Origin of the sequence: Colwellia sp. BRX10-9 (assembly GCF_014077405.1) — a bacterium.
GTDB lineage: Bacteria > Pseudomonadota > Gammaproteobacteria > Enterobacterales > Alteromonadaceae > Colwellia_A.
Window position 1 is genome coordinate 35,916 of record NZ_JACGVV010000013.1, and the last position, 12,677, is coordinate 48,592.

At 36.6% G+C, this 12,677-nt stretch carries 7 protein-coding genes; 1 reads left to right on the forward strand and 6 read right to left on the reverse strand.

Translation table 11 applies throughout. The features are described 5' to 3' along the window. The first annotated feature begins 14 nt into the window (after positions 1-14). Positions 15-326 carry a class I ribonucleotide reductase maintenance protein YfaE gene (gene yfaE, locus H4J69_RS09570; protein WP_259364623.1) on the forward strand — a complete coding sequence of 104 codons (312 nt, stop codon included), beginning with the start codon at positions 15-17 and terminating at the stop codon, positions 324-326. 110 nt (positions 327-436) lie between these two features. On the opposite strand, the gene H4J69_RS09575 is transcribed toward yfaE, so the two are convergent. The 6 genes from H4J69_RS09575 to H4J69_RS09600 form a co-directional block, all read right to left on the reverse strand. Beyond that, positions 437-1,750, reverse strand: a complete 1,314-nt coding sequence (locus tag H4J69_RS09575) for a diguanylate cyclase (RefSeq protein WP_182215816.1) — start codon at positions 1,748-1,750, stop codon at positions 437-439. A 21-nt stretch (positions 1,751-1,771) separates the two neighbouring features. After that, positions 1,772-5,962: a response regulator gene (locus tag H4J69_RS09580; protein ID WP_182215814.1), complete on the reverse strand. Its 4,191-nt coding sequence runs from the start codon at positions 5,960-5,962 to the stop codon at positions 1,772-1,774. Between the two features lie 235 nt (positions 5,963-6,197). Then, positions 6,198-8,771: an ATP-binding protein gene (locus H4J69_RS09585; RefSeq protein WP_182215812.1), complete on the reverse strand. Its 2,574-nt coding sequence runs from the start codon at positions 8,769-8,771 to the stop codon at positions 6,198-6,200. Beyond that, positions 8,768-9,928: a response regulator gene (locus H4J69_RS09590; protein WP_182215810.1), complete on the reverse strand. Its 1,161-nt coding sequence runs from the start codon at positions 9,926-9,928 to the stop codon at positions 8,768-8,770. Before H4J69_RS09590 ends, H4J69_RS09585 begins: the two co-directional genes overlap by 4 nt. Positions 9,929-9,974: 46 nt before the next feature. Then, a complete protein-coding gene (locus H4J69_RS20350) occupies positions 9,975-10,898 on the reverse strand; it encodes a diguanylate cyclase (RefSeq protein WP_182215808.1) in 924 nt (307 codons plus the stop codon). 43 nt (positions 10,899-10,941) lie between these two features. Further along, positions 10,942-12,669, reverse strand: a complete 1,728-nt coding sequence (locus H4J69_RS09600; protein WP_310733516.1) for a SpoIIE family protein phosphatase — start codon at positions 12,667-12,669, stop codon at positions 10,942-10,944. Positions 12,670-12,677 lie beyond the last annotated feature (8 nt).

Genomic DNA, 12,677 nt, shown 5'->3' on the forward strand with positions numbered 1-12,677 from the left:
TTAAGCCTTTTTAAATGAAAAGTGCTAATGATATGGCTATGTGCCCGCAAAAATTGTCTGAAAGTAAGAAAGCTCATCGTATTTTTGTCGATAATAAAACCATTACCTTTCAAGCCAACGATAAAAGTTTACTAGAGTGTTTAGAAAAGGCTAATGTGGAAGTGCATTATCATTGTCGTGACGGTTTTTGTGGGGCGTGTCGAGTAACCTTAGTTGAAGGCGAAATTAGCTACCCTCAAGGAGAGCCACTCGCTTTTATTGGCGATGGAGAAGTGCTCTCTTGCTGTTGTGTGCCAAAGAGTGACATCAAACTTATCGTTGAATAACTTAATACTAGCATTATTAACGGGTCTTTAAAGATTGGAGAATCAACGTGTATAGATGTTGAGCGACAAATATACCCGTCACTCATCATCAACATCTATTAGTCTTATATTTATAATTGCGCGCTTAACCTAACTTCTATACCGCCTAAAACCTTAGTTAACTCTGCGGCAACCGGTTGATACAATTGTTGATAACGCGCAGTATCTTCGACACTTACCGCTTCATCTAGCGCTTTAGTCAATTCAAACAGTTGCATAGCTCCTACTGAGCAAGAAACACCTTTTAAGGTATGTACTAAGTGTTTACAAGCAGTTTGATCATCAGTACTGATCGCTTGTTGAATCTTTTCACTGTCTTTTGAATGGTCTTCATAAAACATCACCAGTATTTCAGCAAAAAGATCTTCATCTCCAAGCACATTACCAATACCTATTTCAGCATCAATACCTGGATATTCGTCTTCACTGGTCACCGGTAACTCATCGATAATACCCTCAGCGGCAACCGTATTTGATTCTTGATGCACCTTCACTTTATTTCTACCACTGTGCTTTGCTTCATATAGGCTAAGATCCGCTTCTTTTAATAAGCCTTCTAAGTTCATCTCATCGCCCTTGCCTAATGATAAGCCAATACTGACTGTTACAGACACCTTTTCATCATTAGTATCATCAATATATATTTTACTATGTTCTACTCTTTCTCTTAAGCGTTCGCAGGCAACAAGCGCATTCTCTGCAGAGGTATTTGCCATACATATCGCAAATTCTTCGCCACCAACTCGACCAATAATATCATTATCTCGAAAACAATCGCAGATGATATCAGCAAATTCAACTAGGACTTTATCACCGGTATCATGACCATAATTATCGTTAACCGCTTTAAAAAAATCTATATCGAGCATTGCCACAGCAAGTGGTTTATTAGTGCGTTTTGCTTGGCTAATCGCTTTACCCGCTAAGTCTTCAAAAGCGCCTCTGTTACGAATACCGGTTAAGAAGTCTGTATTAGCTAGAGACTCTAGCTCTAAAGTTTTCTCTAAAAGCCGCAGCGAGGTTCGTATTCTAGCCAATAACACTTTCGGAATATAAGGTTTAGTTACGTAGTCATCTGCGCCAAATTCTAGAGCAGCAACAATTTGATCTTCATCATCTGAAGCCGATAACATAATGACCGGCGTATTGAAAATAATAGGATGATTTTTTAATTTGTGTAACATCTCTAAGCCTGAGATACCCGGCATATACATATCTAATAAAATGAGGTCTATCGCTTGCTCTTCTAAAACCTCTAAGGCTTTTTCTCCAGATTCGGCGGTAAACACATTATAACCTTCTTCACCTAAATCAAACTCTAATAGCATGAGCGTGTCTTTAGCGTCATCAACAGCGAGAATGTTATATTTTTTCTTTGTATTCATAGTTTATTCCCATTGGAAGGCTTATTCGTCATCTTTAGCTGTTAGGTGTTTTTGTAAGATATTAATTAACAAATCATATTCCCTTGATAAATCATTTTGAAGCGATAACAATTCAACGCTATTTTTTATTCTAGCCGATTGTTCAATTTGTCGCGTTAATTTTCCAAGATTAATGCCACCTAAATTTTTTGACGAACCACTAACTTTATGTGCTAAAGCTATAATATCATCAAATAATTTATTTTCCATAGCGATAGCTAACTCATTTTTAAGCGCAGGCATATCCTCAATAAATAAACTGATAAGCTGTTTACTTAATTTGTCATTATTTCTAATACGCTTTAAAAAACCTGTTTTATCCCAAATGATATCTTCATTTGTCTTTGAATGACTACTTTTGGAGTTATCACCATGGCTAGTCTGGGTTAGGGGCTCTACAATCTCGTTACTGTTATCATCAGACACGGTTTCAAAGCTATCTAGCCCAACCCATGCCGATATTTTTTTAAGTAAAATATCGGTATCTACCGGTTTAGTCGCGTAATCACTCATGCCTGCCGCTAAACATTTTTCTTTATCACCTTTCATCGCATTGGCAGTCATGGCAATAATTGGAATGTTACGATGAACAACACCAGCCTTTCCTGCCCTTATTGCTTTTGTTGCATCGTAGCCGTCCATTTCAGGCATTTGACAGTCCATAATAATGATTTGGTAGGGAGAATCGTCTGGTGAAGAATCTAAAGCAGCCAGGGCTTCGATACCATTACCAGCAACATCAGCTGACAAACCAATATTGGCTAGTACACCTAAAATGACCACTTGGTTAATACGGTTATCTTCAACCAATAAGATGCGGGTTTTTTTGGCAATGACGCGATTAGCATTTGAATGTTTTAACTTATGCACGTTATGTTGGGTAACAAAGGGTTTATTGACATTCAAAGTGCCTTCTTCGTCTAAAACAAGACTTAACGTAGCAAATAAATCTGCGGTTGTTGCTGGCTTGGGGAAATACGCAGAAAAGCCGAGTTGTTCAAAAAAGTTAGCATCTCCTCTATCACTCATCGACGTCATCATAATAAGTTTAGTTTTTTGTGTATGTCGATGACCCTTCAAGCGCTCACCTAAAGTAACGCCGTCCATGCCAGGCATTTGCATATCAAGAATTGCCGCATCAAAAAAATCAACCGGGTGATTATCAACCTGCTCGATAGCACAAGCGCCATCCTTTGCTTGCGTAACCTCTGCCCCCCAAATAGCTAACTGTCCTTTTAATACCGCCAAATTTGTCGCATTATCATCAACTATTAGTATTTGCTTACCTTTTATGTCTACCTGAGGCATGACTATTTGAGAATTATCACTTTCGTTAAGTAGTATGGTAAAAGTAAACACACTGCCCTGACCTTCGGCACTTGTTACGCTAATATCCCCTGACATCAGTTGGGCTAATTGTTTAACAATGGCCAAACCTAAGCCTGTACCTCCATATTTTCGTGTAGTAGAGGCGTCTACTTGGGTAAAAGAATCAAACAATGTAATCATTTTATTTTCAGGAATACCAATACCCGTATCTGATATGCTGCATGTTAATTGCAACTGATGTTGATGTTTCTTAATCGAGGCTTTAATGAGTACTTCACCGGTCTCGGTAAATTTTATTGAATTACTGACTAAATTTGACAGTATTTGCCGTAAACGACTAGGGTCACCCTTAACTAAAGATTGTTCAACACCGCAAACATCCAGTATCAATTCCAAGCCTTTTTCCTGCGCTTTTATCGCCATCGACTCAGCAAAGTCGCCAAGCTGACTTCGAATATCAAAATCAAGTATTTCAAGTTCTAGTTTTCCTGCCTCTATTTTTGAAAAGTCCAAAATATCATTAATCAAAGATAATAAAGATTGAGCACTTGAACTGGCTAATTGCAAATGATGAGCTTGTTGTTTATCGATATTACTTTGCTGAAGTAAACCTAACATCCCTAAGACGCCATTCATCGGGGTACGTATTTCATGACTCATACTTGCAAGAAACTGCGAGCGCAGCAACAGAGCGTGCTCTGCCATATCTAAAGCGTCCTGTTTTAAAGTACCTAAGTTTTTTTGCTCGGTTATATCACGATGAGTTCCCACCACTCTGAAGTTTTTTTGATCTTTATGATTAACCATTTGACTATGTGTTTCAATATATCGAATAGTTCCATCAGGCAAAGTGATACGATATTCAAAATTAATTACTATGCCTTTCTTAACTTCACGGATAAATTGTTCTTCGACAAATTTAAGATCGTCTATGTGTATAGCAGTTCGCCAAATTTTTTCTGTAGGTACTGTTGAATCTTTATCATAACCAAACAATTCATACATTCGACTGTCCCAAAGACTTAGCCCTGTTTGAATATCATAGTCCCAAACGCCTATTCTTGGGGCTGACAAGGCAAAGTTTAAACGCCATGCCATATCTTTAGCTTCTTCAATACTGCGGATACTTTCTGCTGCCAACAACTTGTTTTCAGTGATATCACGTATTAATCCGGTAAAAACAACATCACCAGAAATATTTATTTTACTGACACTTAAATGCATAAAGAACTTTTCGCCATTTTTTCTTAATGCTGTCAGTTCAAGGGTGCGGCCTTTTACTTCACTTGAAGTATGTTGTAAAAAACATTTAAATTCGTCCACTGGGTTAATAGTATTATCTACGGGCACTAGAAATAGTGCGTTTTTACCAAGGACCTCATTGGTTTGATAGCCAAATATTTTTTCAGCCGCATGATTAAAAGCGAGAATATTACCTTTCCCGTCAATATTTATAACACCATCAGCAATTGAGTTTAAAATAGAATAAAGCTTTGCTAACGCATCTTCTGCACGTATTGTTTCACTTTTTTGGACAATCGACTTTTGCTCTATTTGCATTAATAAATTTTGAAAACTTCTTGCTAAAGCGCCAATTTCATCATTTTCTTGCACCGGTAACTTACCGATAACACCCTGCTCTTCAAATTGGGCAACACCTTTAGTCATCAACAACAAAGCACGTGTTATCCGCTTAGACGCCATAATACAAAACACTAGACTTAATATGGCTAAGATAAAGCTAAATAATATTGCCCGGTTTTTCATACTTTCTAATGATTGCAAATAAATATTACTTTTATTTTCAATAACTAAGTGTAATGGATTTACTTGGCCAAATTCGGCAAACTGAACAGTAGAGTAATAGGCTAATTTATTATCAACATCTATCTCTTTATCTTGCACTAGCTTATCGCTAGTGAGTATTGAGGAAAAAATAACACTCAGCGACGGAAACTTTTCAATCACCTTGATATTGTTTTTATCAACTTTTTGATCGGCTGGAAAATAAATAAAATCACCCGCTGAATTAGCAAGATAAAAAGTAACTTTTTCTAAAGCATTTTCCTTAAGCCGTTCAATAAATAAAGAAAAATCAACTTCTATTGTTATTGAGCCAAAAAGTTCGTTATCAGCCGTATAAATAGGGGTAGCGATAAATAAAGAACTCTGTAAAGGCTTGCCCTGAGTATTTTTTTGATAATATATCTCTGAAAAATACACTTCACCTTTTTTAACTAATAATGCCGCTTTTAATGAATCAAGCGCTATATTTTGACTAGATTGCTCAAAAGGAATGACCTTCACTTGGTCATTTTCATGGTCAACACTGACAATACTGCGAACATGTTTCTCTGTTGTTAAATAACTTATATTTTTATAAATAGGTTGGTTTTTGATAAATTCTTTGAATATCCCCTGTAATTTTTTCCGCCATAACAGGTTTTGTTCATCATCAGATTTGATAGACTCCATAACACCTTGTATTGACGCGGTCTTACTGAGGAAGATTGAGTCGTTGGCACTTTCTCGATAGAAATAGGCTATTAATGGTTTTACAATTTTACTTTTAATATTGAGTTCATCAAACGCCTGCTCTTTAACCAACTGCTGGCTTTCAATATAAAATACAGTGCCAACCGCAAAAGCAATAAGGAGTGATAAAGAAAAGCCAGCAAATGGAATTTTAAAAGCTAATGAGCTAAAAACTTTTCCGATAGAGAAGCTTTTACTGGCTTTAGTTAATGGCTGCGCAGTATGATGATGTTCTTTAGATGCGCCATTATTATCTTGTAAATGATTGTTTTTGATAAGTGCTACTTCTCTTTTGGTGAATCTATTCATACGCCGATAAAAATAGAGTCTGAAACAATATTTTTGAGAAAAGGCTAAATATTCAATTGGCTATCAAATAACATACTAGAACCAACGCTTATATGCAATTGTGGTAGATCAACAACAATAACACTGATAACTAAACCTTAGGATATTACAGAGCATTTACTGATAAAATATCACTAAATTAGTCACAATTACTTGCTAAGCGGCTAACAATCATTAGAAATATTCGAGCTGCAATTTAATTATTTTCAATTAAAAAATTTGCCAATTCTTTTGAATTAAACGGTTTTCTTAAAACGGGGTAATGCCATTGTTTATCTTCCTCAGCAATATAACCACTAATTGAAAAGATTCGAATATTAGGAAACTTTGCTTTCACTAATTCCACAGCCTCTCGACCTGAAATATCGGGTAATATCATATCGGTAATAAAAATATCAAAAGGTTGCTCAGTCGCTAAAATGTTCATTAAACCCATTTTATTGTTGGTATGTTCAGTTTTAACGCCTTCGTTTTCTAAATACAAGGAAACAAACTCAGCAATACTTATCTCATCATCTAAAATAAGTACGCGCTTTCCCTTTATATTTAATTGGCTTTTAAGCGTTAAGGGACTTTTTTTCGGGGGATTTTTTAAAATCTGGCACTTAAAGACTAAGGTAAAGTGCGCCCCACCCAAACTGCCATGTCCTGAAACTCGTATATGACCATTATGCTTATATATTGTGCTATAAACATTAGCTAATCCAATACCGTTGCCCTTATTAACTGATTTACTGCTGTAAAAGGGATCAAACACTTTAGTCAAATTACCTTGCTCAATACCCACACCACTATCTTTGACATGAATTTCTAAATTTTGCTGATCATTAATGTTGGCTGATATTTCTATCTGTCCAATTAAGCCTCTTTCGCGGATCGCATCCTGAGAATTTAACACTAAGTTAAGCAATATATTAATAAATTCACCTTGAGGAAACTTTATTTTACAGCATAGTTCATTGGTATGAATGCTAAAGTCTATGGTAGGAAGTAACAATTGCTTAAAAAGATATTGGTTATCAATAATATCCTGTATCGGGTCAAACCGAACCACTTTGATGGTAGGTTTACGCGTAAAAGCTAATAAACGCTCGGTAACGCTTTTACCTTTATCTATCGCATTCTTGACCCGCTCAATATACCTTGAAATATCACGTTCACCTTGGGCGAACTTAATCTCTAACATTTCGGTAGCGCCTAAAGCGACGCCCAGTACATTATTGATGTCATGTGAAACATTGCCAAAAGTATTACCCAGTAAAGCGAGTCGATTACTAATAAGTTGTTGTTGGTCTTTACGAAATTGCTCAGTAACGTTTTCAACAATCCAAATAAATATTCCTTCATCGGCTTCATAGGTTACCGATAAATCAAAAACACTATTGTATTGATCAAAACTAATATGAGTTTCTTTAAGTTGACCACACTTTTTTGCTTTTCGTTTAAACGCAAGATAGTCGGTAATACTGAAATTAATATAATTAAAAAGCACGGCGCTACTGTGGGCAGTTTTTGGTGTTAGATCTTGATAAACGACATTATCTTTGTCATCAATAAAGAAAACCGGTACCTTTATTGTATAATTGACCATAGCGAGCAGTTTTAATTTTTCAAAAATAGTTTCTGATTGGCTAATATCTTTAAATACGCCGAAAACACCAACAACGTCACCCGCAGTATTGAGTTCAACCTCACCAAAACACTCCACTTTCACTTTATTGCCCTGTTTATTTCTTATAGCACTTTTAAAGTAGAAGCCTTGTTTATTGACAATGGCATTATCTAAATAATTTCGTACCTTAACCTGTTCTTCTACCAGGTAAAAGTCTAAGGCCGAAACTACCTTTGGTTGGTAATTAGTGGCGTCTACACCATGAATTTTATAAAGCTCAGTTGACCAATATAAGGTATTATCAATACAATCTAGACGCCAATGCCCTGATTTATTTAAACTTTCCGCTAGCAACAGATAATTATTTCTTTCTTTTAGCTTTTCGACTAATTGATGTTGCGCGGTGATATCTTTAACTGAGCCAAACATTTTATAAGCACGCTCAGCCCTGTATTCGATAATTTTACCAAAAACAGTTACCCACTTCGTAGCACCTTGCTCTGTAGTCATTGACAGCGTTAAATTTATACTGGGTATTTCACCAAGACAATGCGCTTTGGCTTCTTGGTTAAGGCGGGCTAAATCTTCTTCTTTTAACCATTTTTGACCAAAAGAAAGTGGGCCTAAGAATGCTTCTGCAGAATAATCCAACATAGCCATAAATTGTGCGGAATAAAGTAGCGTTCCTTCAATAATATTCCACTCCCAAAAAGCTTCTTCTATGGTGTTTAATATTTTATGGGTGTGTTTTGATAACGCTGCAGATTCTATTTTTTCTGCTAGCTTTTCCCGCTCATTAATCGTTTTATCGTCAGAGCTATCGTTTAACAATGAATCCGAAAGGTAGACGGTATAACCGCCAGCAACTTCACTTGTTTTTATTGTACAATTGAGCATCTCATCTGATTTACTCAATAAGACAACATCTCTAACACCTGATCCACGTTGGAAGTTATGACAAAACTTTAGATGCGAATTAGCAAATTCCTTGGGCAAGAGCATTTCTAGCGGTTGCCCTTTAATTTCTGCTAAACAATAACCAGAAAAACTTTCTGCCCAACGATTACAACCGGTAATAATCCCTTGATGATCTAATTGAATAACCGAAAAAGGAATACTATTGATCGATACCGTTAAATCGTTAGAGGTAGCGTTCAAAATAGTTCATCTTCATCATCAAAATCAACTACTTCCTCTTCTTGTTGTTGATTAAGGACTTCAAGTTCATCAACACTGGCTAAGGCGCCATCAAGTAAATCGGTAACTTCAAGAAAATTTATATCATCTTGTGAGTGTTTTTTTAAAGCACCATGAACCAAGTTGGTCAGATATTGTTCTTGTTCATCTGACATCTCTAGGACATGGAAGCTCATACCTATGTTAGTGACTATCTCATTCATCACTTCCTGTTGATGGTGCTTAGATATGGCAATCATATTTTTGGTAGTAGAAACAGCTTGCTGAATTTTACTTTGTACTTGCACCAGTGAATTTTTATAGGTAATAAAAGCAATACGAGCACCGATGCATTCAATAACAGAGGCGAGTGCATCAATATATATATCAGTATCAATAGCGCCATCTACTAAATTTAAAATAAGGATTGAGCACAGTGGGTGGTTAAAAATAGTTCTAGAACTAAAGCGATATAAGCGAGGTTTAACCCTTAACAGTTTCATTACATCGATTTCTACCGGAGAACAAAAGCCATTTTTAGAACTAAAGAAAAGTGATTTTTCATTGATCGGGTAAAAAGCAATACAGCCATCTAAGTTCATTGTATAAAGAAATGAAAACACTTCATCTCTAATTTTTTCTAAAGTAAAACAATGATTAAGTCGAGATGTTAGCTGCATACAGCTGCCATATTTAGCCGCTTGTGCCATTGAAATATTAATAACTCGATCTTTTGAACTAATTTCTGTTTCAAAGCTATGAATTTTATCTTGATAAGAAATAAGTTTTTTTAGCTTTTTATCCAAAGCTAATAAAGAAATAGGTTTTGCAAGGAAATCATCGGCACCACACTCTAAACCTTTAAGTACAGCATCTTCGGTGGCTAGGCCAGAATACAAGACAAAAGAGGTTGCGACGGTATGTTGTTCAACGTTACGTTTTATCCATTGTGACCCTTTGTCTTCGCCAATATTTTCATCAACTAAGGCGATGTCAAAAAGTTGATTGTCGCTGACTAACTTATCCGCATCTTTAATATTAGTCGCGCACGTTACTTCAAAACTTTCGGTTAATGCTTCATGAAGCAGTTCAAGGTAATCTTTGTCATCATCAATAATTAACAAACGGGGTTTAGGCATAATAATTCCTTTTTTTATGAGATTTCAACCTTAGTAAAGGCAGTTGTTAAGCACTTTTTTGAAAAACACTAGAACGATTACGCCCTTGGTCTTTTGCTTGATATAAAGCGATATCAGCTTGTTTTATTAATTCACTTGCATTGGATACGTGATCGGCAGCGCTTGTTGTTGCAATACCAATACTTACCGTCACATAAGGAAATATTGATGAATATTCGTGTTTTATTTTTTGGCTTAATAGCGCTAAGCTTAATTCTTTTGCTTTAAATCTAGCGCCCTCGACTGGCGTAAAAGGCAACACAACAATAAATTCCTCTCCCCCATAACGAGCTAATGAGTCAGTGGCTCGATTAAGCGTTTCATTAAGCGTATTAGCAACCTGAACTAAACACTTATCGCCTTGTGGGTGACCATAGTTATCGTTATAAGGCTTAAAAAAGTCAATATCTATCATCAATATTGATAATTCCCCTTGTTGTCGCTCATTAATTTGCCAAGCACTAGCGAGGACTTCTTCTAACCCTCTTCGGTTAAGTATCTGCGTTAGCGGGTCAATACTACTGAGTATTTCTAGTTGTTTATTGGCGCGTTCAAGCGCTCCTTTCATTTTGGTAATACGTTCCATCGCTCTTAATTTTGCGCTCAAAATCACTTGTTTTATCGGCTTTGTTAAGTAATCGTCAGCACCCGCATCAATACCTTGAGTTAAATACTCTTCGCTGTCGTTGGAGCTAAGAAAGATAATAGGGAACCATTTGGGGTATTCTTTTCTTATCATTTTTGTTAGCGCAAAACCGTCAACCTCGGGCATTTCTATATCCATAAGCACTAAATCAATGTTTTCTTTCTTTAATGCTGCCATCGCCTGCACATGACCATTAGCAACGACGGCAATATGGCCGCTGTCAATGATCATCGCACTAACAACTTCTCTGATAAACTTATTATCATCCACAACTAAAATGTTCACATTAATGCCTTATTACATGGGCCATAAATTAAAATATTGATGTTTACGATGCCCAAACATATGATGCTTCGACAACATTACCATTATCTTGGAAGTCTAAGCTGTCACACAGCTGCTCAACTAACTCAATACCACGACCGCTAAGCTCGAGTTTATTTGCTGGCTTGTTCACTCGTTGCTCATAGTATTTTTTTATATCAAATCCTTGCCCACTATCTTGTATTTTAATCATAATTCGACCGCCATTTGGAAAGGGGTAATGGCATATTTGTAATTCGATAAAGCCATGCGCTAAATTTTTCAAACGCAATTCTCGTTCTTTATAATATTGAGAGAAACCATCTGCACTGGCTTTTAACTTAGAGCTTAAGCCTAAGACACCATGGTCAAGTGAATTAATAAATAACTCAGTGAGTATGCTGTATAAACTTTGCCAATGCTCTGCATGACCTTCTATATCATTTATTTGATTCATAGCCATAGGAATTGGGTTTATAGAGGCTAAGCGCTTACCACTTAAGGTTAGTTGCCAGTGCCATGCTGGCTCTGTTGCCAAATAGATATCGTCAAGTTGCTTAGCTGAAATATTGGTAATGCCATGACTGGCGACCAGCACGTGCTCCCAACCTCCGCAAGGAATGTCAATCAATGAAATATCATCTTCTTGTGGCATAGCTTGGCAAAAGTCATTAACCGCGTTAAGCACACATTCACTAACCTTATGCGTGATTACGCCATGCTTTGCCGCCTGTTCGAATCGGTCAAAATCAAACATTTCCCCGTGTTCATTTCTCGCCTCGACAATACCATCACTGATTAAGATCATCCGATCGGTTTCTTCAATACCAAATACGGTTAATTTACTATCGGGTAAAAGCTTTGGAAGCACACCTATCGGTGGGTGACTTGACGATATTTGATGTTTTATTTTTCCTTGTTCAGAAAACAAGTAAGCATCGGGTAAGCCCGCATTAAAAACATAAACAGATTTATCATGGCTAGAGATACTGGCAAACCCCGCCGCAAGAAATAAATCTGCAGGCAGTAAATCATAAAGTTGATGATTAATTTGATTAATAATTTCAAATAACAAAAAACCTTTTTTGGTCATTGCTCTAAAGGTTTCCGCTAAGGGAATAGCACCAATAGATGAACGCAGTCCATGGCCAGTAAAATCTCCCAACATAACATTAACGTCACCATTAGGAGATAAAGCCGTTAGTTGTATATCACCACTAAATAACGCGGCGGGTTTTTTAATAATGCCAATGCGGTCAAGCGAGAAGTTTCTTGCCTCAATAACGCCCGACATTAACTGTTCAGCAAGCTCGGCATCTTTTTGTTGTTCTTGTTGTAAAATCTTAACTTGTGCGTATAAATCACTGATTCGTTGGATTGACTTTATTTTAGCTTTAAAAACTTTGGGTGAAAACGGCCTGACCAATATACCGTCACCGCCAGCATCAACACACTCAATAAAGGCTTCATCTGTATCCATACTGGTAATAAAAATCAGTGGGCACAAGCTATTATCTTGCGATAAACTTTTAATTTCTCTTGCTGCTTCATAGCCGTTCATAATGGGCATATTAATGTCCATTAACACTAAGTCAGGCTTATATTTAACATACATTGCCACGCCACGAGCACCATCATTAGCTGTAAAAACACGATAACCTTGCTCTTTTAATAAGACGCTTAAGACTTTGCATTGCATGGCAGAGTCGTCAACAACTAAAGCTAATTTAACATCATTTTTTCCAGCTAACACGGCTATAA

Bases quoted from the DNA above. Each gene is read 5' to 3' on its own strand.
- H4J69_RS09580 (WP_182215814.1), bottom strand. From the start codon at position 5,962: ATGAATAGATTCACCAAAAGAGAAGTAGCACTTATCAAAAACAATCAT.
- H4J69_RS09590 (WP_182215810.1), bottom strand. From the start codon at position 9,928: ATGCCTAAACCCCGTTTGTTAATTATTGATGATGACAAAGATTACCTT.
- H4J69_RS09575 (WP_182215816.1), bottom strand. From the start codon at position 1,750: ATGAATACAAAGAAAAAATATAACATTCTCGCTGTTGATGACGCTAAA.
- yfaE (WP_259364623.1), top strand. From the start codon at position 15: ATGAAAAGTGCTAATGATATGGCTATGTGCCCGCAAAAATTGTCTGAA.